Raw genomic sequence first — 26,073 nt, forward strand, 5'->3', positions numbered from 1 at the left:
TCAGCCGAATGCCTGGCTGGCCAATGCAAATGACATCGCTGTCGGCGGGATCGCGGCGCCGGTGACCGGACGGCGCATGACCATGCCGCCGCCGACATCAGCCAGGCCGAGGCCGGCCAGCCACGGCGCGAGCCCGGTCTCGGTCCCCGTGTCGAGCCGGATGAAGTCCCCCTCGCGCCCGGCGAGAAAATGCGCAATCAGCGCCTGCGCGTCATCGAGCGCGGGCGCGACCACAGGACCGATCACGAAGCCACGGCCGAAGCGGCGCAGCATGGCGAAGCCCGCGATGCGGCCGTCTCGTTCGAACACCGCGACCTCGCCGATCCCGGCGAGACGCACAACCAGATCCCTGCGGTCCGCCCCGAACGCCGCCGCATCGAGTGCAGTGACTGCGCCGAGATCGTCGTGCACGGCCGCGCGGACGCGCTCCGTTCGTGCGATCGGCAGTCGGAGATGTCCCTGATGCTGGACGATCTCGCCGGTCCGGCGGAAGCCGAGCTTCTCGTACAGCGGCAGGCCGTCCGCGGTGGCGACGAGCTGCAGCCGCCGGTCACCGGCAAGCGTCAGCGCCTCCAGCATCAAGCGCCGTCCGAGCCCCTGCCCACGCTCGCCTTCATCGACGATGACCATGTTGATGGTCCCGGCGTCGCCACCGTAGGGCGTCATCAGCACGGTGCCGATCACGCGCCCATCCGCGGCAACGGCAACGCACCCTTTGCTGACGGTGAGCGCGACCTGCCAATCCTCCCGGCGATGCGGCCAGCCGGCCTGCTGCGACAGCCGCGTCGCAGCCTCGAGATGCTCCGGGCTGAAAGCGGTGAGCGTTGCCGCGGCGGAAATCATGTCTGCACTCCCTGTTCGGCATGGAGTCTGGGCGAGGCACACCCGGCAGATCGTCTGAAGGCGCCGACGCCCACGACATCTTCCGCCGCAAAATCAGGGCAAAGCCGCATCTTATGCTGGCGCCCCCGCCTATCATCAGGGCCGAGATCATGACCGGCATGAGGACCCATGAGCCGCTTTCGCCCGAAATATGTGACCTTCGACTGCTACGGCACGCTGATCAATTTCGAGATGGCGAAGGCCGCGCGCGATCTCTACGGCGCAATCCTGTCCGAGCCGGCCATGACCGAGTTCGTCAACGTCTTCTCGGCCTATCGCCTCGACGAGATCCTCGGCGCGTGGAAGCCCTATGCCGAGGTGGTCGGCAATGCGCTGGCGCGCAGCTGCCGCAGGATGGGGATTCCCTACAAGCCCGCGGACGGCGAGACGGTCTATCAGCGCGTGCCGACCTGGGGGCCGCACCCGGACGTGCCGGCGGGCCTCGCCAAGGTGGCCAGGGACATCCCCCTCGTCATTCTCTCCAACGCCATGACGGCGCAGATCCCGTCCAACGTCGCCAGGCTCGGCGCACCGTTCCATGCCGTGTTCACCGCCGAGCAGGCGCAGGCCTACAAGCCGCGGATGCGCGCCTTCGAATACATGTTCGACATGCTCGGCTGCGGTCCGGAGGACATCACACACTGCTCGTCCTCGTTCCGCTACGACCTGATGACGGCGCACGATCTGGGCATCAAGAGCAAGGTCTGGGTCAATCGCGGCCACGAGCCGGCCAATCCCTATTACGGCTACACCGAGATCAGGGACGTCTCCGAACTGCCCGGCGTGTTCGGTCTCTAAGCAGAGTGCCTGCGATGAAATATGTCTCCTACTGGCGCGACACCGCGACCGCTTTTGCCGGCGGTCACACCGGGCCCGTGGAGGGGCACTACGACGTTGCCGTCATCGGCGGCGGCTTCACCGGACTCGGTGCCGCACGGCAGCTCGCCAAGGCCGGCGCCAAGGTGATCGTGCTCGAGGCTGATCAAGTCGGCTCCGGCGCGTCGGGGCGCAATGGCGGCCACCTCAACAACGGGCTGGCGCACAGTTATCTCGCCGCGAAAGCCGAGCTCGGGACCGAGCGCGCGATCGCCCTCTACAAGGCGTTCGACGACTCGATCGACACGCTGGAGCGCCTGATCGCGGAGGAGAACATCGCCTGCGATTTCCGTCGCTGCGGCAAGCTCAAGCTCGCCTCGAAGCCCGGACATCTCGATGGGATCGCCAGGAATTTCGAGGCCATCCACCGCGAGGTCGATCCGGATACGGCGCTACTCACGGCGGAAGACCTGACATCGGAGATCAGCTCGCCGTTCCATGGCGGCATGCTGTTCAAGAAGAGCGCGATGATGCATATGGGCCGCTTCGCAGCCGGCCTGGCCGCGGCTGCAACCCGCCATGGCGCCGTCATCGTCGAGCAGGCCGCCGTCACCGAGCAGGTGCAGGAGGCCAAGGGTTTTCGCCTGACCACGGCCAAGGGAACGGTGCGCGCCGAGCAGGTGCTGCTCGCCACCGGCGCCACCACGCCGTCGGCCTTCAGCTATTTCCGCCGGCGGATCATCGCCGTCGGCAGCTTCATCATCGCGACCCGGCCGCTCACGGTGGCCGAGGCGTCGTCGGTGCTGCCGGGCAACCGCACCTATGTCAACTCGATGAACATCGGCAACTACTTCCGCCTGTCGCCGGACAATCGCCTGATCTTCGGTGGCCGCGCGCGCTTCTCGGCGACATCGGATCAGCAGTCCGACGCCAAGAGCGGCGCCATCCTGCAGGCGGCGATGCTGAGAATGTTCCCGCAGCTCGCGGGCGTCGCGATCGACTATTGCTGGGGCGGCCTCGTCGACATGACCGCCGACCGGTATCCGCGCGCAGGCCGCCAGGACGGGCTATGGTACGCGATGGGCTATTCGGGCCATGGCGCGCAGCTCTCGACCCATCTCGGCATGATCATGGCCGACGCGATGCTCGGCCGCGCCGATAAGAACCCGATGAAGGACGCCGGCTGGCCGGTCGTGCCCGGCCATTTCGGCAAGCCTTGGTTCCTGCCGCTCGTCGGAGCCTACTACAAGACGCTGGACTGGATTCGCTGAGCCGTGGCGGTGCGCCGGTCATCAGTAGCCGCGTCGGCGGTCGACGAGACCGACCGGCGCAAGACCCGCGCGGTGCCGCTTGATGTTCTCGGCCACCGCGAGCGCTGCCGATTCCGGCTGCGTGACGCTGGCGACATGCGGGGTGATCAGGACACGCGGATGCCGCCACAGCGGATGATCTGCGGGCAGCGGCTCCGGATCGGTCACGTCGAGCACCGCGCCGGACAAATGGCCGGTGTCGAGCGCGGTGAGCAACGCCGCCTGATCGAGCTGCGCGCCCCGCCCGGCCTGCACCAGCGCGGCGCCGCGCGGCAGCTTCGCGAGCAGCCCGGCATTCAGCAGACCGCGCGTCTCGTGCGTCAAAGGCAGAAGACAGATCAGGATGTCGGTCGTCGCCAGCATTTGATCGAGCCCGTCGGCGCCGTGATAGGTGGTCACCCCGTCGACCGTACGCGGGCTGCGACTCCATCCGGACAAGGGAAAGCCGAACGGTTCAAGCCGTTGCAGCACGGCCTGCCCGAGCATGCCCAGGCCGAGCACGCCGATGCGCCGCTGCTGCGCCTGAGGCTGCGCCACGGCCCGCCACTGCTGCTGTCGCTGCTGATCGAGATAGACCGGCCAGCTCCGATGCAACGCCAGCACGGCCAGCGTGACGTATTCCTGCATCATCCTGACGATGCCGTCCTCCACCATGCGGACGATCTTGACCTGTTCGGGCACCGCCGCGGCGTTGAACTGGTCGATGCCGGCGCCGATCGAGAACAGGATCTCGAGATTGCGATAGATGCCGAGATCCGGCGGCACCAGCCAGCTGATCATGTAGCGGACGTCGTCAGGATCGGCTTTGGCCGGGTCGATTTCGAACGGGAGGTCCGGCAGCTCGCGCGCAAGGACCTCGCGAAAGATCGCGCCGCGCCGGGCATCCGAGTTGAACAGGAAGCTCATGGCCGTCATTCCGAGCGGACCGGCCGGACCGATCCGGCCTCGCCCACATCCGTCATGCTAGCGGCGCGGAGCATGTATTCCATGCCGAATACGGACGAGGATTGAGTGGAATGTTGCGCGGATCTGTCCGAAAAACATCGATGCGGCCGCCTGATGCCGGCATCAACGGCGCGGAAGCGACCGACAGGGAAGACGGACATGGATGATCCCAGCGTCGAATCTCGCGCCGTCGACGTCTTCGAGATGCGCCTGGCCGATATCGAAACGGTCGACGTCGCGCAGCTGCTGGCGTTGTCGATCGCGGTCCGCTGGCCTCACCGCGCGGCGGACTGGCAGTTCATGCGCAGCCAGGGACGCGGCCTCGTCGCGCTCGACGAGATCGGCCGCGTCTGCGGCTCGGCGATGTGGTTTCCCTACACCGAGACGTTTGCCGCCGTCGGCATGGTCATCACCTCGCCTCGCCTCCAGGCGCTCGGCACCGGCAGCTGGCTGATGACGCGCGTGATCGCGGAATGCGGCGGACGCGCGCTTCGGCTCAATGCCACCAACGCGGCGTATCGGTTGTACAGCTCGCTTGGCTTCCAGCGCGAGCGCACCTTGTACCAATGTCAGGGCAAGGCGAACGGCGCAGCCGCGAGCTCGGTTGCGGCCGAGGGCGTCCGGCTGCTGGCGGAGGCCGAGCTGCCATCGGTGATCGAGAATGATGCCCTGGCCTATGGCGTGGCGCGAGCGAAGCTGATCACCGCTCTGTTCCAGCGTTCGCAGGGCTATGGCCTGTTTCGAGCCGGCCGGCTCGCGGCGTTTGCGCTGTGCCGGCCGCTCGGACGTGGGCACGTGATCGGGCCCGTCGTGGCGTCGTGCGACACGGACGCGATCGCCGTCATCGCTCCGCATGTCGCAGCCCATAGCCGCCAGTTCCTGCGCCTCGACACGCACAGCGAGGGCGACGAATTCCGCGCCTTCATCGCTGGTGCCGGCCTCGCGCTCCACGATACGGTGACGACGATGTCGTTGCGGCCCCACGGAGCCGAACCGCCGACTGGCGGGTCGACCTGCTATGCGGTCGTGAGCCAGGCATTCGGCTGAGGGACGGCAGGCCCGTCGCTGTCGGCTCCAGATTCGCCGGATCGATCAGAGCCCCGCCTCGAACGCCTCGCGCTCGGCACGGCTCAGGTGCAGGCCGTGCTTGGTGCGTCGATCCAGGATATCGGCTGCCGTGACTGCCCATTCCCGCTCGCGCAGATAGGTCAGCTCGCGCTCGTAGAAGGTGCCGCCGAAATGGCGGCCGAGATCGTCGGCACAGCGCGCCGAACCGAGCAGGTCGCGCGCGCACGTGCCGTAGAGCCGCGCGTAATGCGCGACGGCCTTCCGCGGCAATCCCTGATACTGCGCGGCGAGATCTTCGAGGAACTGCTCGAACGATGCGCCGATGTCGCCGCCGGGAAGGCAGGCGCCCGCCGTCCATGCCGGTCGCATCTGCGGAAACCATGGCGCGAGGCGCTCGAGCGCCTGCTCCGCGAGCCGGCGGAAGGTCGTGATCTTGCCGCCGAAGATCGACAGCAGCGGCGGCTGGTCGGAGCCGCCATGCACCTCGAACACGTAGTCTCGGGTGACCGCGGACGGATTGTCAGCGTTGTCGTCGTACAGCGGCCGCACGCCTGAAAACGCGTGAATGATGTCGGCCTTGCCAGGGGCAGCGCGGAAGTAGCGGTCGAGCACGGCCAGAAGATAGTCGATCTCGCCGCCCTCGATCGCGACGTCCTCGGCACGGCCATCATGCACGATGTCCGTGGTGCCGATCAGTGCGAGATCGGTCTCATATGGGTTGACGAAGATCACGCGGCGGTCGGTGTTCTGCAACAGATAGGCTTGCGAGCCGCTCCAGAATTTCGGCACGACGAGATGGCTGCCCTTCACGAGCCGCACATGATGCGCGGAGTTGAGGCCGGCGACGCCCTGCACCACGTCCTGCACCCAGGGACCGGCCGCATTGACCAGGGCCCGCGCGCGGGCGATCTGCACCTCGCCGCGCTCGGAGCGCATCTCCAGCCGCCAGCAATCAGCTTCGCGTCGCGCGCTGACCGCGCGGGTGCGCGGAAGGATCGTCGCGCCGTTCCGCGCGGCATCGACGAGATTGAGGATGACGAGCCTGGAATCATCGACCCAGCAGTCCGAATATTCGAACCCGCGCCGGAATTCAGGACGCAGCGGCGCGCCCTCCGGCTCATGCGCGAGATCGACGTTGCGGCTCGCCGGCAGCTGCTTGCGGCCGCCGAGATGGTCGTAGAGAAACAGCCCGGTGCGCACCAGCCAGGCCGGGCGCTGCTCCGGCGAGTGCGGCAGCACGAAGCGCATCGGCCAGATGATGTGCGGTGCCGACGCCAGCAGCACCTCGCGCTCGATCAGCGCCTCGCGCACCAGCCGAAACTCGTAGTATTCGAGATAGCGCAGGCCGCCATGGATCAGCTTGCCCGAGCGTGACGAGGTGCCTTGCGCGAAATCGTCCTTCTCGCACAGCAGCACCTTCAGGCCGCGGCCGGCGGCATCACGGGCGATACCAGCGCCATTGATGCCGCCGCCGATCACGGCGAGGTCCAACAGACCGTGATCGGTTCCGCTGCGTGAGACCGTCCCGTTCATCGCGCGCTGCTGCGCTTCTTCTCAGGTCTGCGACCAACAGCAGCGGCGCGCGTCTTCGGTGCCGGCTTCGCTGGGGTCTTGGCGGACTTCGCCGCTTTGACCTTGGGCTCCTGCAGCCCATAGGTGGAAAAGCCCTGCGCCGTCTCGGCGATCTCGGCGTCGCCGAGGATGTGCGGCTGGCCGAGCGCGAGCGACAGGTAATACTGCTTCGCAATGGTCTCGAGCTCGACCGCAAGCCACATCGCCTTGTCGAGGTTGGCACCGACCGCGATCATGCCGTGATTGGCGAGCAGGCAGCCGTTGCGTCCCTCCAACGCTTCCAGCGCCAGCTCCGAGAGCTCGGCCGTGCCGAAGCGCGCATAGCCGGCGCAGCGGATATCCGTGCCGCCGAACGCCGCCATCATGTAGTGGCAGGCCGGGATCGACTTGCGCGCGATGGCGAGCACCGTGGCGTAGGTCGAATGGGTGTGCACGACGCCGCCGACATCGGGGCGCCCCCGCATGATGTCCAGATGAAACCGCCATTCCGTCGACGGCTTCAGCGGGCCGTCCCAGGAGCCGTACTCGCCGTCGAGCGGCATCGATGCGATCATCTCGGGCTTCATCGAATCATAGGGCGTGGCCGACGGCGTGATCAGCATGCGATCCTTGTAGCGGGCGGAGATGTTGCCCGAGGTGCCCTGATTGAGACCCGACGCGTTCATCCACCGGCACTTGGCGATGATGCTCTCGCGTAGCTGTCGTTCCTCACGATTCATTTGAAAGACCTTTCGTCAGCAGGGATTGAGCGGCGGCTCGCCGGCGAGATAGCGGCGAACCTCTTCGGCCGCCTGATCGGCGGCAAAGGTGACGGTGCGCACCGAGGCGCCGGCGATATGCGGCGTCAGCGTGACGTTGGGGAGCTGCAGCAGCGGCCAGTCCGGCGGCGCGGGTTCGATCGCGAAGGTGTCGAGCATCGCGCCGGCAAGCCGCTGCGAGCTGAGCGCGTCATAGAGCGCGTCGTAGTCGACCAGCGGGCCGCGCGCCGTATTGATCAGGATCGCGCCCGGCTTGATCTTCGCCAGCGCCTCGCGATCGATGAAGCCGGTGGTCTCCGCGGTCACCCGGGCGTGCAGGCTGATGACGTCGGCCCGCGCCAGCAGCTCGGAAAGCGCGACATGCTCGACGCCGTCGCTGCGGTCCTGCGCGCTGAGCTGGACGTAGGGGTCGGTCACCAGGATCCTGCAGCCGAACGCCTTCAAGAGCTTCACCACGCGGGTGCCGATCGCGCCATAGCCGACGATGCCCACCGTCATCTCGCCGAGCTCGCGCCCCGTCCGGTCGGCGCGGTAGAGATCACCGCGCCAGTCGCCGCCACGCATCGATTCATGGCCGCTGCGAATGAGCCTGGTCTCCGCGAGCATCGCGCCGATGGTGAACTCGGCCACAGCGCTGGCGTTGCGTCCGGGTGTGTTGACCACGAGCACGCCGTGATCGCGCGCCGCCTGCATGTCGACATTGACCGGGCCGCCGCGCGAGACCGCGATGAATCTGAGGCTCGGCAGCCGCTGCAGCATCGCGCGCGAGATCGGCGCGAGATGCGTCACCAGCAGCGGCGCTTCGCCGATGAATGCGGCGAGCTCATCCGGATCGCCCATGAACTCCTTCAGCCCGTCGAGCTTGGAGCCGGCATAGCCGTGCTCCATCGGCTCGTCCGGCCAGGGCTGCTCGAGCATGCGGATGTCGATGGCATCGCCGCAGATCGCGGTGATGCGCTCGGCGAACACCGAGGGCAGCATGAAGCGGTCGCCGATGATGGCGATGGAGCTAGACATGATTGGCTCCTGCACGCTGAGCGGCGAGTTGCCTCCACACCGGTCGCGCGGCAAGACGCGCTTCGACATAGGCCGGAAACAGCCGCGCATAGCGTTCCGCGAGCACCGCATCCGGCGGCTGCGGCTCATCGAGATACGGTCTCACCCATTCCTCCGCGCAATCCATCATGTCCGGATAGAGCCCCGTCGCGACGGCGGCGATCATCGCGGCGCCCGAGGCGCCGGCTTCCTCGCGCCGGCAGACCCGGATGGTGCTGCCGAGCACGGCCCCCAGAATCGTTCCGAGCGCACGGCTGCGGGCGGCGCCTCCCGTCAACCGGATCTCCGTCGGCAGTGATCCCATCGCCGCGTAGCAGTCGCGTGCCGCGAAGGCCAGTCCTTCCATCACGGCGCGCATCAGATCCCAGTAGCCATGACGGGTGCGCAGGCCGATCAGCTGCGCCGAAGCCTCGTGGGACACGAACGGCCCGCGCTCGCCGGCGTCGGAGATGAACGGATGATAGAGCAGCTCGCCGGCCTTGGCCGCGAGCACGCGCTCATCCAGGCGCCGGATCAGATCGTTGCGCGACCGCGCGATGCCTTCCATCGCGAGCACGCCGCGCGCGACGTCGAGCAGCCAGTCGATGTTCAAGGTCGCCGCCATCGTCGACTGCATCTGCGCGTAGTGACCCGGCGCGGGGAACGGCATGGTGTAGCCGGTCGCCTCGGCATTCAGCTTGACGTCATCGGCCGATGTCGCAAGCCGCATATGCATCCCGGTCGAGCCGATGATGGTGCAGCCGACATCCGGCGAGGGATCGTAGAGTCCGCCGCCCAGCGCGTTGCAGATGACGTCGACATAGCCGAGCGACACCGGCACGCCCTCGGGCAAGCCCGTCTCCGCCGCCGCAGACGCGGTCAGCGCATGCGTCGTCACCACGCCATCGACGACGTCGGGAAACAGGCGCGTCGACTCCGCGATGCCGATCAGTCGCGCCGCTTCATCGTCGAAGCAGCGCCCGCGGAAATCGCCGCAGGAGAACGCGGCCTCGGACGGATCGGTGGCGCGCGCGCCGGTGAGCTTGAAATAGAGCCAGTCCTTGCAATGGAAGACGGTGCTGGCGCGCACCAGCGTCTCGGCATCATGCGCCTGAAGCCAGGCCAGCTGCGGCCCCTGCTGGCAGGCATTGAGTCCCGACCCGGTGCGCCGATAGTGCGCCGTGTTGTGCTCACTGCCGCGGAAGGACTCGACGAAGCCGGCCGCGCGGGAATCGAGCCACAACAGAGCGGGCGCGACGGGACGGCCGTCGGCGTCGATCAGCCAGGTGCCGTCGCCCTGCCCGGTCACCGCGATCGCTGCGACCCGGCGGGAGATGTCCGGCAACGCGGCCGCAATCCCGCGCAGGGCCGCGACCGTGTCGCTCCAGGTCCGGTTCATGTCCTGCTCGACGCGGCCACCGGGCGACGTCGTGTAGCTGTTGGGAATCGCGAAGTCGCCCAGCTGGCGGCCGTCCCGCGCGAATGCGACTGCCTTGATCACCGACGTCCCGGCGTCGATGCCGATGATCACGTCGCGGGTCGCCGAGGACGCCATGTTCAGCGTGCCTCCGCGTGGCGAACGCAGACGCCGTCAGCGCCGAAGATGTGGAGATGGCGCGACTCCAGCGCGCACGGCACGATGTCACCGGGCCGCGCGGCGACCTTGCCCGACGTCACGGCGACCAGCAGATGCCCGGCGCATTCGCCCGCGATGTGCGACTGATCGCCGAGCCACTGGTTGGAGACCACGCGCAGCCGCGCCTCGCCGCTGCCGATCGCGATCCGCTGCGGCCGGATGCCGACCTTGATCCGGTCGCTTTGCACCAGTGCCTGCTGGGCGGCGACGTCCAGCGTCTGCCGGGGAACATCGAAGGCAAGATCGGCGCCCACCGCCAGCCGGAAGCCGCTGTCCTCCTGCGTCACCGCCGTGTCGAGCAGGTTCATCGGCGGCTCGCCGATGAAGCTCGCGACGAACAGATTGGCCGGGCGGTCCTTCAACTCGCGCTCCCCGGCGAACTGCTGCAGCACGCCATCCTCCATCACGGCGATGCGGTCGGCGAGTGCGCTCGCCTCGGTCTGGTCGTGGGTGACGAAGATCGCGGTCATGCCGCGCTCGGCCAGAAGGCCCTTGATGCGGCCGCGCAGCACGGCGCGGAGCTGCGGCTCGAGCTGCCCCATCGGCTCGTCGAGCAGATAGAGGTCGGCATCGCGCACCAGCGCGCGCGCCAGCGAGACCCGCTGCTGCTGGCCGCCCGAGAGCGCGCGGGGATGATGATCGAGAATGTCCTCGATCTCGACCAGACGGGCGATGCTGTCGACGCGCTGCGCGATCTCGGCGCGCGACAGCTGCTGCGCCTTCAGCGCGAACGCGATGTTCTCGCGCACCGTGAGCGGCGGATACAGCGAATAGCCTTCGAACGCCATCGCCACCTTGCGCTTGGCCGGCGGCAGATCATGGATCGGCCGCTGCGCCAGCGCGATGGAGCCCGCGCTCACGCTCTCGAAGCCCGCGATCATGCGAAGCGTGGACGTCTTGCCGCATCCGGACGAGCCGAGCAGCGCGACGATCTCGCCCGACCTGATGTCCATGTCGAGCGCGCGCACGGCGTGGACCGGCGGCTTGCCGCGGCTGTGATAGATCTTGTCGACGTTGCGGATCTCGAGCATGCCCATGTCAAACCCTCACGCGGCCTGCCGGCGCGGCGGTTGGCCGATGCGCTCGCCGCTGGCATGATCGAACAGCAGCGCCGCCTCCGGCGCGAACCGCACGAATACGTCATCGTCGGCACCGGCCTGCAATGCCTCGGGCACCATTGCGGCCAGCCATTCCGAGCCGTCGGCGAAGCGCAGCAGCACCACTGCCCGCTCGTGGATCGGCGTGACCGCCACGATGCGTGCGGGGATCGCGCCCTCGCCGCCTTGGCGCGCCACCATGACATCGTCAGGCCGCACCCCGAGCCAGCAGCGCGCTCGTGCGTCGCAAGGCAGGCCGTTGGCATCGAGCCGGATCTGGGTTCCGGCCACGGTCGCCGTCAGCCGACCCTGCTCGGCGACCGGCGCGACCTCCGAGAGATTGATGCTGGGATCGCCGAACAGCCGCGCCACCGCGACCGATGCCGGCCGGGCATAGATCTCCTCCGGGCGCGCCACCTGCACGAGCCGGCCATTGATCAGCACCGCGATCCGGTCGGCGATCGCCATCGCCTCGCGATAGTCCTGCGTGACGTAGAGCACCGCGGCAGAGCCTCGGCGCAGCAGGCTCGGCAGCTCCAGCCGCATCTCGTAGCGCAGCTTGGCGTCGACGTTGCGCAGGGGATCGTCGAGCAGCAGCACCTCGGGATTGCCGATCAGCGCGCGGGCGAGCGCCGTGCGCTGCTTCTGGCCGTTGGACAATTCGCGCGGCCTGTGGCCGAGCACATGATCGATCTTCAACAACCGGCTCATCGATGCAATCTTGGCCGCGATGTCGCTCGCCCCGGTCGCGCGCAGGCCGCTCGCGATATTGTCGCGCGCGCTCATGTGCGGAAACAGCGCGAAGTTCTGGAACGCCATGCCGATGCCACGCTGCTCCGGCGGCGCGTCGACGATCGAACGGCCGCCGACCAGGATATCCCCCGCATCAGGCTCGAACATGCCCGCGATCATGCGCAGCAGCACGGTCTTGCCGCTGCCCGACGGGCCGAACACCGCAACGATCTCGCCGGGCTCGACCGTCAGCGACACGCCCTTGGCGCAGCTGACGGCGCCGAAGCTCTTGTCGACGGATTTGAGTTCGAGACGCGCCATGACTGCTCAACCCTTCACTGCACCGAGCGAGAGACCTTCGACCAGATAGCGCTGCGCGTAGAGCGCGAGCAGCAGGGTCGGCGTCACCGACAGCACGATCGCCGCGGCGATCTGGCCGTATTGGATACCCGACGCCGTGACGAAGGCCAGCGCGCCGACCGTCACCGGCTGCTTGTCGGCGGAGGCCAGGATCAGCGCGAAGACGAAATTGTTCCAGCAGAAGATGAACGACAGCAGCCCTGCCGCCGCGATGCCGGGACCGGCGAGCGGCACCGCGATGCGCGTGAACGCCTCGCGCCAGGAATGCCCGGCCAACCGGTAGGCGTGCTCGATATCAGGGCTGATGTCCTCGAAATAGCCGCGCACGATCCACAGGATCAGCGGCAAGGCGATCAGCTGATAGACCCAGACGATGCCGAAATAGGTGTCGTTGAGCCCGAGCTGCTGGTAGTAGAGCGACAACGGCAGCAGCACCAGGAGCGGCGGCGCGAAGCGGAACGACAAGAGCGTGAACGCGATGGTCTCGCCGAGCCGGAACTTGAAGCGGGCGAAGGCGTACGCCGCGGGCACGCCGAGCAGCAGCGCCAGGATGACGGACGCGCTCGACAGCACGAAGCTGTTCATCAGATTGCGCATGAACGAGATCTGCAGATTGCCGGCGGCAGTCTTGAGCTGCCCCGAGATCAGCGCCTCGTAATTGGCGAGCGTCGGCTCGAACAGGATGCGCGGCGGAATGCGCAGGATCTGCTCGTTGGTCTGGAACGACATCAGGAGGATCCAGGCGATCGGGAACATGAAGAACACGAGCACCATCGCCAGCGCAATGCCGCGGAAGATGCGTCCGGCGAGACTGGAGTGATCCATCGGCGACCTCCCTCAGGCGTGACCATGGGCGCGAGCGCGTAGCCGCAGCCAGTTCTTGATGAAGATGTTCGACAGGATGTTGGTGATCAGCCACAGGATCATCAGCAGCGCCGCCGAACGTCCGACATTGGTGTACTGAAAGAACTCCAGATAGGCCTGGACCTGGAACACCATCAGCCGGTCCCCTGGACCGCCCTGTGTCATCGCATAGACGATGTCGAACTGCTGGATCGAGTCGAGCAGCCGGAACAGCGACGCCGTGATGATATAGGGCGCGAGCATCGGCAGGGTGATGCGGAAGAACACGAAGCTCGCCGGCACGCCGTCGAGCGCCGCCGCCTCGAACGGCTGCCGCGGCAGCGAGCGCAGGCCGGCCAGCAGCAGGATCATGATGAAGGGCGTGTAGACCCAGACGTCGACCAGCACGACCGTGAACAGCGCGGTCGACGGATCGGACGCCCATTTGAAGTCGTGGGCGCCGAGCAGCCCCACGAGATAGGACAGGATGCCGAAGCTCGGATTGGTCATCAGCTTCCACATCAAGGCGGCGATCGCCGGCGCCGTCATCAGCGGCAGCAGCAGCATGATCGAGACGGCGTTGTGGAAGCGCGTCGGCCGCCGCAGAAGCAGCGCGATGCCCAGGCCGAGCAGCAGCTCGGCGATGACGGTCACCGCGGTGTAGACGAGCGAGATGCGCAGCGTGTTCCAGAACGCAGGATCGGACAGGAAGTCGATGTAATTGTCGACGCCGATGAAGCCGCGCAGATACGGCAGATTGAGCCGATAGCGCTGCAGCGAATAGATGGCGGCGGTGATGAACGGCACCAGGATGGCGATGCACACCAAGAGCGCCGGCAAGCTCAGGAGATACGGCAGCAGCCGCCCGCGCCAGCGTTTGGTGCGGCGCGGCGCCGCCTCGGTCTCGACAAGTTGGGCCATGCTCATGACAAGGTGTGATCGCATCGTCGCGGGTATGGAGCCGGTCCGGACGCTTGTGGGGAGCGTCCGGACCGGTGGGCGGTCAGGGAGGTGCCGACGCAGCCTCAGCCGAGGCCGGCCTGCTTCAGCTGACGGTTGATGCTCTCGGCAAGCTTGTCGAGGCCCTCGTCGACGCTGATCTCCTTGGCCACCATCTTCTGCAGCGACGCCGCCCACTCCGTGGTGAGATCGAAGAACAGCGGCTGCGCCGTGAAGTAGATCTTCGCTCCGGGCGCCGAGAGATCGTGCTGCTCGAGATAGCCCGGATAGGACTTGGCGATGCGGTCGCGGAACTCGCTGTCCTTCCATACGGAGGTGCGGACCGGATTGACGAAGTCCATCTTGCGCGCGCCGAACAGGTCGTGCTCGACCGAGGCCGCCCATTGCATGAACGTCCAGGCCGCGTCCTTCTGCTTGGAGAAGCTCGACATCGCCAGCGACCAGATCCAGACGTTCGGCGTCGGCGCCTTGGCGGCCGGGTTGGCCGCGAACGGGGCGTAGCCGAGATTGCCGCGCTCCTTGTTCTCACCGCCGTTCATGAAGTAGCCGAGAATGTCGGCGTCGAAGATCATGCCGGAGGCGCCGGCGCCGAGATCGGTGCCGACCTGGTACCAGGTGTAGGTCGACCAGTTCTTCGGACCCGAGCCCTGGATCATCTTGACCCACTTCTCGTGGAAGTCCTTCGAGGCCTTGGTGTTCATCGCGGCCTTGAGCTTGCCGCCCTCCATCACGAAATCCTTCTGGCCGAAATTCGCGTAGGCCGACAGGAAGCCCGGATGGATGGTCGCCCAGGAGCGCGAGCCGCGCACGCCGACGCCATAGGGGCCACCGGCATCCTTGGTGATCTTGGCGGCGACCTCCAGCATCTCGTCGAGATTGCTCGGCGGCTTGACGCCGACCTTGCTGAAGATGTTGCGGTTATAGGTGACGTTGTTGAGCTCGTAGCCCCACGGGATGCACCACTGCTTGGCCTTGCCGGAGCCGAGCTCGGAACCGGCGACGCCGTCCCAGGCGGTCGAGGAGCGCAGGCCCGGCAGCACGTCATCCCAGGCAAACGCCGGATTGGTCTTGGCCGGATCCTTGATGTAGGTGTTGAGGTCCTCGATCCAGCCCGCCGGACCGTAGGTCCAGGTCATGTAGGCTCCGGTCATGAAGGCGTCGTACTGATCCGACTTCGACGACAGCGCCGCCGTCACCTTGTCAAAATAGACGTCCTCCGGGAAGATGTCGTAAGTGACGTTCATGCCGGTCAGGCTCTTGAACGCCTCGATGTCGCCGATCATCGCATCGACGTACGGATGCTTGTTCAGCAGCAGCTTGACGGTCTTGCCGCTATGCGCCTTCCAGTTGAAGTCGGCGGCCATCGCCTTCGACATTGCCGAGGCGAAGGCGGCATTGGCGGCGGCGCCGGCGATGCCGAGCTTGGCGGCGCCGTCGAGCAGATCACGCCGGCTGATGCGTTTGCCGGCGTAGGACGCAAAGAGATTCTTCTCACGATCGTGCATGTTACCCTCCCTTTGTTTTTATAGAGATTGATCGCGTTACCTGCCCTTCCGACTTTTGTTTTTGGAGTGACCGGATGTTTTCTCCGGCTTGTCGGTAGATAGTGCCTGAGCGGTCACCTCATCGATGATGAGGCCGTTCAGGAAGCCGCTGCGCAGCACCGCGCGCAGCGCCGTGATCTTCGCCCCGCCGCCGCCGATGGCGACGATGCGGTGTTTCTTCAGCTCGCTCGCCGCCATCGAGGTCGCGCGTGCGGAGAGATCCAGATCGAGCAGTTCGCCGTCGGCATTGAAGAAATGCCCGAGCAGATCGGCGCAGGCGCCGGCGCGCTTCAGCTCGACGACCTCGTCCGGCTTGATCATGCCGCTCGACACCAGGAAGCCGTCGGCGTGGATCTGCCCGATGCCGACGAACAGCAGCGAGGCCTGCTGCGCCAGCGCGAACACGTCGGCGATACCGAACTGCTGCATCAGGACGCGGCGGTCGGCCACCGAGTTGGCGAACACGGGAACGGGCAGCAGATAGGCCTCGGCGCCGGTTCGCTCGGCGAGACGATGGATGACGTCGAACGGATTGGCCGCGAATTTGCGCGTGAGCCCACCGAGCAGCGAAACGAACTGCACGCCGCGCGCGGGCGTCTGCGGCAATTGCGCGACGACGGCCGCGAGCGTGCGGCCATGGCCGACGCCGATGATCTTGTCGTCGCCACGCTCCAGCACCTGGCGCAGGAAGCTCGCGCCCTCCAGCGCCAGCGCCTTCAGCGGCAGATCGCCCTCGCCGAGGTCCGGCGCGACGCGGCAGAAATCGAGGCCGTAGCGGTCGGCGAGTGCATTCTCCAGCGCGACGCATTCGGCGACCGGCCCTTCCACGAAGACGCGGATCATGCCCTCGCGGCTGGCGCGCGCGATCAGCCGGTGCGCCTTGGTGCTCTGGATGTTGAGGCGGTCGGCCACCTCCGACTGCGTCAGCCCGGCCGCGAAATACAGCCACGCCGCGCGCGTCGCCAGCGAAGCCTCGCCGTCCACCATGGGCGCCCTGTCGGAAGCTGTCGTCACGCGCGATTGCCTGCTTGCAAATTTCTTCACGTCTTGCAAAAAATTGCAGACACCGATCCGGCCGTCAATCCCCCAAACGTGCTGCAGCGCGTCAGGGACTGACGGGATCGCGCGGGCCGGCATGCTCGCCTGGTCACAACGAGAAGAGGTCGCATGAGGGAGTTGTTTGTCGGCATCGATGTCGGAACGAGCGGCGTACGCGCCTGCGCGATTGATGCCAGTGGCGCGATCCAGGGCGCAGCTTCCGTGCCGCTGGCATCGCCGCGTCAGGATGGCGCAGCCATCGACCAGGATCCCGAGCTATGGTGGCGGGCGACCACGGCGGCGCTCGGCAAGCTCGGCGAAGCCGTCGATCTGCGCGCCGTCGCGCGCATCGCGGTCGACGGCACGTCGGGCACGCTGCTGCTGATCGACGGCGACGGGCGTCCCCGCTCCCTTGGACTGATGTACAACGATGCGCGCGCGGCCGATGAGGCCAGACGGATTGCCGCGGTCGCACCGCCGGAGAGCGGCGCGCATGGCACGAGCAGTCCGCTCGCGAAGCTGATGCATCTGCTGGCGTCGACCGGCGGCGCTGTCCGCGTCGCGCATCAGGCCGATTGGATCGCAGGCCGGCTCGCCGGCCGTCATGGCGTCAGCGACGAGAACAACGCGCTCAAGCTTGGCTATGATCCCGTGCAGCGCCGCTTTCCGGATTGGTTCGATCAGCTCGGCGTGCCGCGCGAGGTGCTGCCGACCATTCTGGTGCCCGGCACGCCATTCGCCGAGATCGATCCCACGATGGCGCGCGCGCTGGGCATCGCGTCCTCCGCGCGCCTCGTCGCCGGCACCACCGATGGCGTGGCCGCCTTCATCGCCACCGGCGCCGACGCGCCGGGCGACGCCGTCACCTCGCTCGGCACCACGCTGGTGGTCAAGCTGATCGCGACACAGCCGATCTTCGCCGCCGATCAGGGCGTCTACTCGCACCGGCTCGGCGACAAATGGCTCGCCGGCGGCGCGTCGAACTCCGGCGGCGCCGCGCTGCTCGCGCATTTCTCCGCCGACGACATGGACCGCATGACACCCTTGCTGTGCCCCGACGAGCCCATCGGGCTCGGCTATTATCCGCTGCCGAAACCCGGCGAGCGTTTCCCGATCGCCGATCCCACGCTGGCGCCGCGGATCACGCCGCGGCCGGCGGAGGATCATCGCTTCTTCCAGGCGCTGCTCGAAGGCATTGCCGATGTCGAGGCGCTGGCCTATCGGCGCCTGCAGGCGCTCGGCGCGCCGACATTGCGGCGGGTCATCAGCATCGGCGGCGGCGCCAGGAACCACGCTTGGATGCGGATGCGCGAGCGCGTCATCGGTGTGCCCATCAGCGTCGCGGCGCAGACCGAAGCGAGCTACGGCACCGCCCTGCTCGCCTTGCAGGGGCCGCCGCAATGACCGCCGCGGCGTGTGAGATCAGCGGCCTTTCCGCGATTGCCGACCGGTTCGATCACGTGCTGCTCGACCAATGGGGCACCTTGCATGACGGCCGCATGGTGTTTCCGGCCGCGCTGGACTGCGTCGTCAAGCTGCGCCAGGCCGGCAAGCATATCCTCGTGCTGTCGAACTCCGGCAAGCGCGCGAGCCCCAATGCCGAGCGGCTCGCACGGCTCGGCCTGCCGCGCGCGGCTTATGACGGCATCCTCACCTCGGGCGAAGTGACCTGGACGGGCCTGCGCGACCGCAACCGCGCGCCGTTCACCGATTGCGGCGACGCCTGCTTCCTGATCACGCGCGGCGGCGACGGCTCGCTGGTCGAGGGGCTCGACCTCGTGATCGTATCCGATACGCGCGATGCCGATTTCATCCTGCTCGGCGGCCTCGACGACGATCTTGCCGAACCCGACCTCTGGCGCGACCCGTTCACCCGCGCAGCCGGCCGGCGCGTGCCGATGATCTGCGCCAATCCCGACCTGATGATGTTCGGTGCGAGCGGCCTCGTCCCTGCCCCCGGCACGCTGGCGCGCGCTTATGAATGGCTCGGCGGTGCGGTGACCTTCGTCGGCAAGCCACACGCGCCGATCTTCGAGGCGGCGCTGCAGCTGCTCGGTCATCCCGATCCGCATCGCGTGCTGATGATCGGCGACTCGCTCGACCACGACGTCGCCGGCGCGCGCGCCATGGGCCTGCAGACGCTGCTGCTCGCCGATGGCGTGCATCGCACGGCGCTGGCGGGCGCGCCTGATCTGGCCGCGGCGACGCGAAAGCTCGCGGCGTCGACGAGCCGCATGCCGAACTGGACGATGCAGCAACTGAGCTGGTGAAGGAGACGAGCGATGCGCCAACCCGCCGAGCTTGATGCGTTGCGCCGGATGTCGGCGCGCGTCGGCTGCAACATGCTGCTCGTGCAGGGCGCCGGCGGCAATTCCTCGATCAAGGACGGCGACGTCCTCTGGGTGAAGGCCTCCGGCACCTGGCTGTCCGACGCCAATGACAAGGAGATCTTCGTGCCGGTCCTGTTGACGGCGGCGCGCGAGGCGCTCGCCCGCGACGACGAGCGCATCCCGCTGGCCGCGCCCGGTGCCCTGCGCGCCTCGATCGAGACCTCGCTGCATGCGCTGATGCCGCACCGGGTCGTGCTGCACGTCCATGCCGTCAACACCATCGCCTGGGCGGCGCGCCGCGATGCGCGCGATGAATTTGCCGCGCGGCTCGACGGGCTAGCCTGGCGTCATGTCGACTATGTCCATCCGGGGCTGCCGCTGGCGCGCGCGGTCGGCGCGATCGTCGCAAGCGAGAGCGTCGACGTGCTCATCCTCGGCAATCACGGCCTGGTCGTCGGCGCCGAGACCTGCGAGGATGCCGAGGCGCTGGTGCGTGACATCGAGACCCGGCTGGCCTTGCCGGTGCGCGCGACACAAGCGCCAGACGACGCCGCCTTGCGCCGGCTCTGCGCCGGCACAGACTATCGCCTGCCGGCCGACGCAGGCTGTCATGGCATCGCCACCGATCCCTTCAGCCGCGCGGTCGCGACCGGCGGCTCGCTGTATCCGGACCATGTGGTGTTTCTCGGCCCGGGCCTGCCGACGATCGAAGGCGCCGACGGTCTCGCCACGCTGCTTGCGCGCGCGGGCGCAGCCGGCCTCGCCGCGCCCGTTGCGGCCTTGGCGCCGGGTCTCGGCGCCATCATCCGCAACGATGCCAGTCCCGGCGCGGAGGCCATGCTGAGCTGCCTCGCGCTGGTGACGAGCCGCCTGCCGCTGTCGGCCGAGATCAGCTATCTCTCGTCACAGCACGAGCAGATGCTGCTCAACTGGGACGCCGAGCGCTACCGGCAGCAGCTGACGGCGAGCCGCGGGTAGATCGGCTGCATCAGCTGCTCGGATCAGCCGACGCGATCCGTGGCTTCATTCGGCTGCATAGGCATCCGGATCGGGGCTGCTGCTGGGCTTCTTGAACGCAGCGCGCAATGCGGCGGACATCGGATAGTTGAAATTGGTCCCGGTCGGCGGCACCGGCGATTCGAACCAGGTCCTGTAGAGCTTTTCGATCTCCGGGCTCTGATACAGCTCGGCCGTGACGCGGTCGGCGATGGCCTTGAACGGGGCATCGTCCTTGCGCAGCATGATGCCGAACGGCTCCGCCTTGGAGAACGCATCTTCGCTGATGACATAGGCGGCCGGCTCCTTGGAGCGCGCGATCGCGACCGCGAGCTGGACGTCGTCGAGCACATAGGCCTGGGCTCGGTCGGTCTCGAGCATCAGGAACGCCTCGGCCTGGTCCTTGGCCGGAACGATGGTGATCCCGAGCTTGCGCTCGACATTGACCTTGTTCAGTTGCGCGATGTTGGTCGACCCGGCGATCGCAACCGCCGTTTTGCCCTTCAAATCGTCGATCCGCCGCAGCGAGCTCGACGCCTTGGCGGCGAAGCGCGTTGCGCTGAGAAAATGCGTGTTGGTGAAGGTGACGAGCTTCTGGCGCTCCGCGTTGTTGGTGGTGGAGGCGCACAGAAGGTCAATGGTGCCGTTGGTCATCAGCGGGATGCGGGTGGACGAGGTGACCGGAACGGTCTCGACCACGAGGTTGGGCAGCTTGAGCTCCCGCTTCACGGCGTCGGCGATCCGCGCACAGATGTCGAGCGCGTAGCCCACCGGCTTCTGGTTGCCGTCGAGATAGCTGAAGGGCACCGCCGCTTCCTGGAAGGCGATCGCGATCTTGCCGGTTTCCTTGATCTTCTGCAGCGTGCCGCTCAACTCCTCGGCGCCGGCGGCATGTGCCGCCAGAACCAGTGCCAGTACGCATCCCCATCGGCGCATCGAAGCCCCTCCTCGTCGTCATTCCCTGCATGGTGCAGCGGGCCGCAGCCTCGCTTCGGCCGACCGCGATGAAAAGGGATAAAAACGCTTCTCCGCCCATTCCAAAAAGTGATGTCTATCTCGGACCTCTAGCCCTGGAGCTGGCGGCTGAAGTCGCAGGTCCTGCGCGCCAGTTCGGCCACGATGGCCGTCAGCGCCGACGGCCTGTCATTGCGATACATCGCCGAATACGGCACGGCGGGGAGCGCCGGCCTGACCGGCACGACGGACAACTTTCCCTCCGCAAAGAGTGGCCGGAAGCAGCGTTGCGGAAGATAGCTGATGCCGAGGCCGGCTACGGCGAGACCGACGAGAGCGGTGAGATTGTCGACGGTAATCGCACGCTTGAAGGCGACGCCGTTCGCCGTCAGCCACCGATTGATGTAGAGCCCCTGCCCGGAGCGGCGGCCCTGCATCAGGAGAGTATATTCCCCGAGCTCCTCGAATCCGAGCGGGCGGCGCGACCGAACCAGACCAGGGCGTGCGGTCCAGACGTTCTGCACCTCGGCGAGCCTGACAGAGGTCACATCCGGGTCGGAAAACACCTCGGGAACCACGATCAGGTCAATGCTGCCTTCCATCAGGCGATCGTAGAGCGTGCGGGTGGTCTCCACCTCGGGCTCGATCACCACGGCAGGATGCTGCTCCCGAATGGCCGAGACGAGGCGCGGCAACCATGTCAGCGCCGACAGTTCCGTGGCGCCGAGGCGCAGCCGGCGGGCTGGGGACTGCCGTCCGTCCCTCAGCGCCAGGATCTGCTCCTGCAGCGTCAGCATCTGACGGCCCAGAGCGAGGATCTCCTCGCCCCGCTCGGTCAGGCGCGCACCGCGCTGGCGGCGGTCGAACAGCGGCACGCGCGCGGACGCTTCCAGCTCCTGGACGCGCTTGGAGATCGCCGATTGCGTCGTGTTGAGCTTCGCCGCGGCGCGCTCGAACGTGCCGAGCTCCGCGATCCAATGCAGCGCCTCGAGCTGCTTCAGCGTGATCATGAGACATTCTCAAAAGCGATGATATGACATCGTCATTTATCTGTTTTCTGAATTTGGCGCGAGTCCTACACCGGTGCCTGCGCAGCCATCCGACGGCACGCATCGAGGAGAACGACAATGAGTGACACCGAACCGCCGCCGGTTGCGACAGTCGATCCCGGCCTGATTGCCGCCTTCAGGCAGATCCCGACCGCCGTGATCAGCGACAATCTCGAGCGTTTGCCCGGCGCGATCGGCCTCAAGCCGTTCTACAAGGGACCGCCCATGGCCGGGATCGCGTTCACGGTCGACACCGCGCCGGGCGACAATCTGTTCATCCATCGCGCGCTCGATCTGATCAAGCCCGGCGAGGTGCTCGTGATCAATGGCGGCGGCGACGAGACGCGCGCGCTCGTCGGCGAGATCATCGCCGCGATCGCCGAGCAACGCGGCGCGGCCGGAATCGTGCTCGACGGCGCCATCCGCGATTCAGCCGTGCTGATGTCGTCGCCGTTTCCGGTGTTCGCGCGCGCCGCCAACCATCGCGGCCCCTACAAGAACGGACCGGGCACCATCAACGCGCCGGTCTCGATCGGCGGCATGGTGGTGGCGCCCGGCGACGTCGTGGTGGGCGATGCCGACGGCGTCGTTGCCTTCGCGCCGGAACGCGCTTCGCTGCTGTTGGAGATGGCGCGGGCGCAGGAGCAGCGCGAGGCGGACATCCTGGCGAGCATCCGTGCCGGCCGCTATACGGGAGCCTACGGAAAATAGCCGCGGGCGGCGGCGCTGCGCCACGACGGCGTCGCTGCAAGACCATCGACCGCACACCTGCCCGACGGGCGACTCATGCCCTCGCGCAGACTCTCACCTGTCCCCGCCGGGCAAGCCAAAGCCGTGCGCCGGAAAACTGATTTCGTCCGTCGTCTCAGTCAGATGACCTCTGTCCAGTCGTCCCACGAAAAATAAATCGATTTCGTTTTCTGCGAAAACGTGTTTGGGTGCCCTCGTCCCGCCTCGCCAAGAGGGGCGCATCGCGATCGTCACGACGCGCGGGGTGGGATGCGGTGGGTGTGTCGGCTCGCAGCGTGGCCATGGGTCATGCGGACGAACGGGCCCGATGCGCCGGCGAAATCGTAGGGTCCTGGCCTCCCGACGCTGAGGCCACGCTGGTGGTGATGATCCGCCGGTTACGGGGGCAAGACAGCCGGTCCCCGGGGAGAGGACGTATAAGCCGCCCAACCATCGCGCGGGGAATGCCGGGATGTCTCGGCTGAACCTGTGGTTCCTGCCGCCTGCATTTTTTTCGCAGGCGGGCCATGGGTGCGGCCAGCGCCCGGCATTCCCCGCGCCCTCTTGATATCCGAGGGCGAAACGACCCGGACAACTCGGACGCTTTTGCGCCGCGAGGCCGCAGCGTCACGCGAGAACAAAATAGAAACAAATCGCTTATCGAGGGGGATGATATCGAGCGGAATGCTAGAAGAGGATCGTCGGAAAGCGGAATATTGATCTTGTTGAGAGAATTCTCGCTACAGTAGAACGTCGCGATTTTCCAATCTACCCAGGGAAACTTTCCTCATGCCAAGCGTGCATGGTACCAAGCCTTAGATCGAAAAGACAAACCCGAGCTATTGCCCTCTCAACCCTAAGGCAACAGGAGTGGTTTTGATTGACCGATAAGACCGAAAGAGCACTTAACTTGATCATCAGCGCCATGCTGGAGCATGCGATAGCCACGTTGGAGCTACGAGGTATTTTGCTCACCCTCTTGAAAGAGCCAAGTATCTCCTCCGAATTAAAGGAGGAAATGGTTCCACTTTTAGAGCAATCCTTCAAGCGCACAGACGGCTTGCTGAAAAGACTAAATGAGGTTTCCGACGTTCTGAAGAGCTAGGGCTTCGTCAAATGGCTAACGACAATAATGTAGTTACATTTCAACAGCGTCAGAGAGAGCAAGCTGAAGCACTCGATCAATCTCGTCAGAGATTTGGAGGTGGCGGATCGTCTGGCACCTCAGGAGGAGACGGTGAAAAGCTCGCACGGTTGGAAGGCATTGTCGAGGGCTTGAGAACCAATCACACCCTGTTGATGTCGTGCATCGGTTTGGTGTCGGCACTACTTTTAGCGTTAGGCTCATACACCCTGGTCAAGTTGGATCAGTTGAGTTCTCGCGTGGGAGAACTTCCATCCAGAATTACTACTGACATCCAGGCGCTAACCTCGACATTGTCTCAGTCGATCACAGCCGCCAAACAGCCGCAGCCGCAAGTTATTCTGATTCCGCCCCCCCCATCTTCGCCTACCGGAAGCCCGACGAAGCCATGAACACGCATCCGGACTTAGTGCGATCGCCCGAAAACGAAGCACGCGTTACAACATCACCTCGAAGCGACGGACGTATCGCGATCGCCACAACGCACCACGTGGGAAGCGCTGGCAGTATTGGCTCGCAGCATTGCGAAGGTACATGCGGACGGAGAGGACGTATAAGCCGCCCAACCATCGCGCGGGGAATGCCGGGATGTCTCGGCTGAACCTGTGGTTCCTGCAGCCTGCATTTTTTTTCGCAGGCGGGCCATGGGTGCGGCCAGCGCCCGGCATTCCCCGCGCCATCTTGATATCCGAGGGCGAAACGACCCGGACAGCTCGGACGCTTTTGCGCCGCGAGGCCGCAGCGTCACGTCGCATGTGCAACGCGCGCTGCGGACGCGGGCCCCGCCTCGCCGCTCGAAGCAAGCGAGGCGACGATGCGCTCAGAACGGATAGTGCCGTTCGCCGGTCTGCACCGTGATCCAGCGCAGCTCGGTGAACTCGTCGATCGCGGCCTTGCCGCCGAACCGGCCATAGCCCGAGGCCTTGACGCCGCCAAACGGCATCTGCGGCTCGTCATGCACGGTCGGCGCATTGACGTGGCAGATGCCGGACTCGATGCGCTTGGCGACGCCGATCGCGCGGGCGATGTCGCGGCCGAACACCGCCGACGACAGTCCGTACTCGGTGTCGTTGGCAACGCGCACCGCCTCGTCGATGCCGCCGACGCGCACGACGGTGACCACGGGGCCAAAGCTCTCCTCGCCATAGATGCGCATCGCCGGCGTCACGTGGTCGACGATGGTCGCCGGCATGATCGTGCCGGTGCCGCGACCGCCGGCGGCGAGCACCGCGCCCTTGGCCACGGCATCCTCGATCAGCGTGCCGACACGGTCGCAGGCGGCGGCGCTGACCAGCGAGCCCAGCACGACATTGCCCTTGCGCGGATCACCATACGGCAGGCCCTTCGCCTTGGCGGCGAACTTCGCGACGAATTCGTCGGCGACCTTGTCGTCGACCACGATGCGCTCGGTCGACATGCAGATCTGGCCCTGGTTCATGAAGGCGCCGAACGCGGCTGCATTCACCGCAGCGTCGAGATCGGCATCGTCGAGGATGACCAGCGGCGCCTTGCCGCCGAGCTCGAGCAGCGCGCGCTTGAGATGCTTGGCGCAGGCCATCGCGATGAGACGGCCGACGCGGGTCGAGCCGGTGAAGTTGACGCGGCGGATCGCAGGATGCGCGATCAGCGCCTCGACCACGGCCTGCGCATCCTCGGGCGCATTGGTGACGACGTTGACGACACCGTCACCCAGTCCCGCCTCATGGAGACAGGCGCCGATCAGCCGGTGCACGCCCGGGCTCATCTCCGAAGCCTTGAGCACGACGGTGTTGCCGCAGGCGAGCGGCATTGCCACCGCGCGCACGCCGAGAATGACCGGCGCGTTCCACGGCGCGATGCCGAGCACGACGCCGGCCGGCTGGCGATAGGCGAGCGCGAGATTGTCGGGCACGTCGGTGGGAATGACCTCGCCGGAAATCTGCGTCGTCATCGCCGCAGCCTCGCGCAGCATGCCCTCGGCGAGATGCACGTTGAAGCCGGCCCAGCCGGCGGTGGCGCCGGTCTCGGCCATCATCAGCGCGGTGAACTCGGCGGCGTTGCGCGCCAGCGCGTCTGCCGCCGCACTGAGCCGCTTGCGGCGCTCGCCGGGGCTGAGCCGGGACCACGCGGGAAACGCCGCCGCGGCGGCATCGGCGGCGCGCAGCGCGTCGTCGATCGAGGCGGCCGCAACGATGCTCGCGATCTCGCCGCTGATCGGATTGAGGCGCTGGAAGGTGCGCTGGTTGGCGGCGGACTGGTCCTTGCCGCCAATCAGGAGATTGATTGCGTTCATGGG

Annotated in this window: 23 protein-coding genes; 8 read left to right on the forward strand and 15 right to left on the reverse strand. The window is 66.7% G+C overall.

Going from position 1 to position 26,073, the window contains the following annotated elements; all coding sequences use genetic code 11:
- Window positions 1-843, reverse strand: a complete 843-nt coding sequence (locus QXZ94_RS13770) for a GNAT family N-acetyltransferase (RefSeq protein WP_315720858.1) — start codon at window positions 841-843, stop codon at window positions 1-3.
- A gap of 168 nt (window positions 844-1,011) precedes the next feature.
- Here QXZ94_RS13770 and QXZ94_RS13775 point away from each other — a divergent pair, with 168 nt between their 5' ends.
- Entirely contained in the window at window positions 1,012-1,680 is a 669-nt protein-coding gene (locus QXZ94_RS13775; RefSeq protein ID WP_315720859.1) for a haloacid dehalogenase type II, read from the forward strand.
- A 14-nt stretch (window positions 1,681-1,694) separates the two neighbouring features.
- The gene (locus tag QXZ94_RS13780) at window positions 1,695-2,969 is read left to right on the forward strand and encodes an FAD-binding oxidoreductase (RefSeq protein ID WP_315720860.1); all 1,275 of its coding nucleotides are present in this window, start codon (window positions 1,695-1,697) and stop codon (window positions 2,967-2,969) included.
- A 21-nt stretch (window positions 2,970-2,990) separates the two neighbouring features.
- Here the strand turns inward: QXZ94_RS13780 and QXZ94_RS13785 are convergent, their stop codons facing one another.
- Window positions 2,991-3,914: a glyoxylate/hydroxypyruvate reductase A gene (locus tag QXZ94_RS13785; protein ID WP_315720861.1), complete on the reverse strand. Its 924-nt coding sequence runs from the start codon at window positions 3,912-3,914 to the stop codon at window positions 2,991-2,993.
- Between the two features lie 198 nt (window positions 3,915-4,112).
- On the opposite strand from QXZ94_RS13785, the gene QXZ94_RS13790 reads away from it, so the two are divergent.
- Entirely contained in the window at window positions 4,113-5,000 is an 888-nt protein-coding gene (locus tag QXZ94_RS13790; protein ID WP_315720862.1) for a GNAT family N-acetyltransferase, read from the forward strand.
- A gap of 45 nt (window positions 5,001-5,045) precedes the next feature.
- On the opposite strand, the gene QXZ94_RS13795 is transcribed toward QXZ94_RS13790, so the two are convergent.
- From QXZ94_RS13795 to QXZ94_RS13840, 10 genes are all read right to left on the reverse strand, one after another.
- Window positions 5,046-6,554 (reverse strand): glycerol-3-phosphate dehydrogenase, encoded by a 1,509-nt coding sequence (locus QXZ94_RS13795; RefSeq protein ID WP_172113344.1) that lies wholly within the window; start codon window positions 6,552-6,554, stop codon window positions 5,046-5,048.
- Window positions 6,551-7,312 (reverse strand): class II aldolase/adducin family protein, encoded by a 762-nt coding sequence (locus tag QXZ94_RS13800; RefSeq protein WP_315720863.1) that lies wholly within the window; start codon window positions 7,310-7,312, stop codon window positions 6,551-6,553. Before QXZ94_RS13800 ends, QXZ94_RS13795 begins: the two co-directional genes overlap by 4 nt.
- A 15-nt stretch (window positions 7,313-7,327) precedes the next feature.
- The gene (locus QXZ94_RS13805; RefSeq protein WP_315720864.1) at window positions 7,328-8,368 is read right to left on the reverse strand and encodes a 2-hydroxyacid dehydrogenase; all 1,041 of its coding nucleotides are present in this window, start codon (window positions 8,366-8,368) and stop codon (window positions 7,328-7,330) included.
- Window positions 8,361-9,941 (reverse strand): FGGY-family carbohydrate kinase, encoded by a 1,581-nt coding sequence (locus tag QXZ94_RS13810; RefSeq protein ID WP_315720865.1) that lies wholly within the window; start codon window positions 9,939-9,941, stop codon window positions 8,361-8,363. The genes QXZ94_RS13805 and QXZ94_RS13810 overlap by 8 nt, the downstream gene beginning before the upstream one ends.
- A gap of 2 nt (window positions 9,942-9,943) precedes the next feature.
- Window positions 9,944-11,053: an ABC transporter ATP-binding protein gene (locus QXZ94_RS13815; RefSeq protein WP_315726250.1), complete on the reverse strand. Its 1,110-nt coding sequence runs from the start codon at window positions 11,051-11,053 to the stop codon at window positions 9,944-9,946.
- Between the two features lie 15 nt (window positions 11,054-11,068).
- Entirely contained in the window at window positions 11,069-12,172 is a 1,104-nt protein-coding gene (locus QXZ94_RS13820; protein ID WP_315720866.1) for an ABC transporter ATP-binding protein, read from the reverse strand.
- Between the two features lie 6 nt (window positions 12,173-12,178).
- On the reverse strand, window positions 12,179-13,036 hold the full coding sequence (locus QXZ94_RS13825; protein ID WP_315720867.1) for a carbohydrate ABC transporter permease: 858 nt from the start codon (window positions 13,034-13,036) through the stop codon (window positions 12,179-12,181).
- 12 nt (window positions 13,037-13,048) lie between these two features.
- Window positions 13,049-13,975 carry a sugar ABC transporter permease gene (locus QXZ94_RS13830; protein ID WP_315726252.1) on the reverse strand — a complete coding sequence of 309 codons (927 nt, stop codon included), beginning with the start codon at window positions 13,973-13,975 and terminating at the stop codon, window positions 13,049-13,051.
- A gap of 104 nt (window positions 13,976-14,079) precedes the next feature.
- Window positions 14,080-15,519 (reverse strand): extracellular solute-binding protein, encoded by a 1,440-nt coding sequence (locus QXZ94_RS13835; RefSeq protein ID WP_315720868.1) that lies wholly within the window; start codon window positions 15,517-15,519, stop codon window positions 14,080-14,082.
- 36 nt (window positions 15,520-15,555) lie between these two features.
- Window positions 15,556-16,545, reverse strand: a complete 990-nt coding sequence (locus tag QXZ94_RS13840) for a sugar-binding transcriptional regulator (protein WP_315726254.1) — start codon at window positions 16,543-16,545, stop codon at window positions 15,556-15,558.
- A 180-nt stretch (window positions 16,546-16,725) separates the two neighbouring features.
- Here QXZ94_RS13840 and QXZ94_RS13845 point away from each other — a divergent pair, with 180 nt between their 5' ends.
- From QXZ94_RS13845 to QXZ94_RS13855, 3 genes are read left to right on the forward strand one after another with little or no spacing between them, the layout of a single operon-like run.
- On the forward strand, window positions 16,726-18,000 hold the full coding sequence (locus tag QXZ94_RS13845; protein WP_315720869.1) for an FGGY-family carbohydrate kinase: 1,275 nt from the start codon (window positions 16,726-16,728) through the stop codon (window positions 17,998-18,000).
- Window positions 17,997-18,866 (forward strand): TIGR01459 family HAD-type hydrolase, encoded by an 870-nt coding sequence (locus tag QXZ94_RS13850; RefSeq protein WP_315720870.1) that lies wholly within the window; start codon window positions 17,997-17,999, stop codon window positions 18,864-18,866. The genes QXZ94_RS13845 and QXZ94_RS13850 overlap by 4 nt, the downstream gene beginning before the upstream one ends.
- A gap of 12 nt (window positions 18,867-18,878) precedes the next feature.
- A complete protein-coding gene (locus QXZ94_RS13855) occupies window positions 18,879-19,904 on the forward strand; it encodes a class II aldolase/adducin family protein (RefSeq protein ID WP_315720871.1) in 1,026 nt (341 codons plus the stop codon).
- A gap of 45 nt (window positions 19,905-19,949) precedes the next feature.
- On the opposite strand, the gene QXZ94_RS13860 is transcribed toward QXZ94_RS13855, so the two are convergent.
- Complete coding sequence (locus tag QXZ94_RS13860) at window positions 19,950-20,858, reverse strand: amino acid ABC transporter substrate-binding protein (protein WP_315720872.1); 909 nt, start codon at window positions 20,856-20,858, stop codon at window positions 19,950-19,952.
- 128 nt (window positions 20,859-20,986) lie between these two features.
- A complete protein-coding gene (locus QXZ94_RS13865; protein WP_315720873.1) occupies window positions 20,987-21,886 on the reverse strand; it encodes a LysR family transcriptional regulator in 900 nt (299 codons plus the stop codon).
- Between the two features lie 117 nt (window positions 21,887-22,003).
- Between QXZ94_RS13865 and QXZ94_RS13870 the strand changes: the two genes are divergently transcribed.
- Both QXZ94_RS13870 and QXZ94_RS13875 read left to right on the forward strand, forming a co-directional pair.
- Entirely contained in the window at window positions 22,004-22,636 is a 633-nt protein-coding gene (locus QXZ94_RS13870; RefSeq protein ID WP_315720874.1) for an RraA family protein, read from the forward strand.
- Window positions 22,637-23,534: 898 nt separating this feature from the next.
- Complete coding sequence (locus tag QXZ94_RS13875; RefSeq protein WP_315720875.1) at window positions 23,535-23,759, forward strand: hypothetical protein; 225 nt, start codon at window positions 23,535-23,537, stop codon at window positions 23,757-23,759.
- 859 nt (window positions 23,760-24,618) lie between these two features.
- Here the strand turns inward: QXZ94_RS13875 and QXZ94_RS13880 are convergent.
- Window positions 24,619-26,070: an aldehyde dehydrogenase gene (locus QXZ94_RS13880; RefSeq protein WP_172113331.1), complete on the reverse strand. Its 1,452-nt coding sequence runs from the start codon at window positions 26,068-26,070 to the stop codon at window positions 24,619-24,621.
- Window positions 26,071-26,073 lie beyond the last annotated feature (3 nt).

Source organism: Bradyrhizobium sp. SZCCHNS2022 (assembly GCF_032377575.1).
GTDB classification, from domain to species: Bacteria; Pseudomonadota; Alphaproteobacteria; order Rhizobiales; family Xanthobacteraceae; genus Bradyrhizobium; species Bradyrhizobium aeschynomenes.

Bases quoted from the DNA above. Each gene is read 5' to 3' on its own strand.
- QXZ94_RS13870 (WP_315720874.1), top strand. From the start codon at position 22,004: ATGAGTGACACCGAACCGCCGCCGGTTGCGACAGTCGATCCCGGCCTG.
- QXZ94_RS13795 (WP_172113344.1), bottom strand. From the start codon at position 6,554: ATGAACGGGACGGTCTCACGCAGCGGAACCGATCACGGTCTGTTGGAC.
- QXZ94_RS13775 (WP_315720859.1), top strand. From the start codon at position 1,012: ATGAGCCGCTTTCGCCCGAAATATGTGACCTTCGACTGCTACGGCACG.
- QXZ94_RS13800 (WP_315720863.1), bottom strand. From the start codon at position 7,312: ATGAATCGTGAGGAACGACAGCTACGCGAGAGCATCATCGCCAAGTGC.
- QXZ94_RS13825 (WP_315720867.1), bottom strand. From the start codon at position 13,036: ATGGATCACTCCAGTCTCGCCGGACGCATCTTCCGCGGCATTGCGCTG.
- QXZ94_RS13850 (WP_315720870.1), top strand. From the start codon at position 17,997: ATGACCGCCGCGGCGTGTGAGATCAGCGGCCTTTCCGCGATTGCCGAC.
- QXZ94_RS13835 (WP_315720868.1), bottom strand. From the start codon at position 15,519: ATGCACGATCGTGAGAAGAATCTCTTTGCGTCCTACGCCGGCAAACGC.
- QXZ94_RS13770 (WP_315720858.1), bottom strand. From the start codon at position 843: ATGATTTCCGCCGCGGCAACGCTCACCGCTTTCAGCCCGGAGCATCTC.
- QXZ94_RS13880 (WP_172113331.1), bottom strand. From the start codon at position 26,070: ATGAACGCAATCAATCTCCTGATTGGCGGCAAGGACCAGTCCGCCGCC.
- QXZ94_RS13845 (WP_315720869.1), top strand. From the start codon at position 16,726: ATGAGGGAGTTGTTTGTCGGCATCGATGTCGGAACGAGCGGCGTACGC.
- QXZ94_RS13785 (WP_315720861.1), bottom strand. From the start codon at position 3,914: ATGAGCTTCCTGTTCAACTCGGATGCCCGGCGCGGCGCGATCTTTCGC.
- QXZ94_RS13780 (WP_315720860.1), top strand. From the start codon at position 1,695: ATGAAATATGTCTCCTACTGGCGCGACACCGCGACCGCTTTTGCCGGC.
- QXZ94_RS13860 (WP_315720872.1), bottom strand. From the start codon at position 20,858: ATGCGCCGATGGGGATGCGTACTGGCACTGGTTCTGGCGGCACATGCC.
- QXZ94_RS13805 (WP_315720864.1), bottom strand. From the start codon at position 8,368: ATGTCTAGCTCCATCGCCATCATCGGCGACCGCTTCATGCTGCCCTCG.
- QXZ94_RS13790 (WP_315720862.1), top strand. From the start codon at position 4,113: ATGGATGATCCCAGCGTCGAATCTCGCGCCGTCGACGTCTTCGAGATG.
- QXZ94_RS13840 (WP_315726254.1), bottom strand. From the start codon at position 16,545: ATGGTGGACGGCGAGGCTTCGCTGGCGACGCGCGCGGCGTGGCTGTAT.
- QXZ94_RS13820 (WP_315720866.1), bottom strand. From the start codon at position 12,172: ATGGCGCGTCTCGAACTCAAATCCGTCGACAAGAGCTTCGGCGCCGTC.
- QXZ94_RS13815 (WP_315726250.1), bottom strand. From the start codon at position 11,053: ATGCTCGAGATCCGCAACGTCGACAAGATCTATCACAGCCGCGGCAAG.
- QXZ94_RS13865 (WP_315720873.1), bottom strand. From the start codon at position 21,886: ATGATCACGCTGAAGCAGCTCGAGGCGCTGCATTGGATCGCGGAGCTC.
- QXZ94_RS13810 (WP_315720865.1), bottom strand. From the start codon at position 9,941: ATGGCGTCCTCGGCGACCCGCGACGTGATCATCGGCATCGACGCCGGG.
- QXZ94_RS13830 (WP_315726252.1), bottom strand. From the start codon at position 13,975: ATGGCCCAACTTGTCGAGACCGAGGCGGCGCCGCGCCGCACCAAACGC.
- QXZ94_RS13855 (WP_315720871.1), top strand. From the start codon at position 18,879: ATGCGCCAACCCGCCGAGCTTGATGCGTTGCGCCGGATGTCGGCGCGC.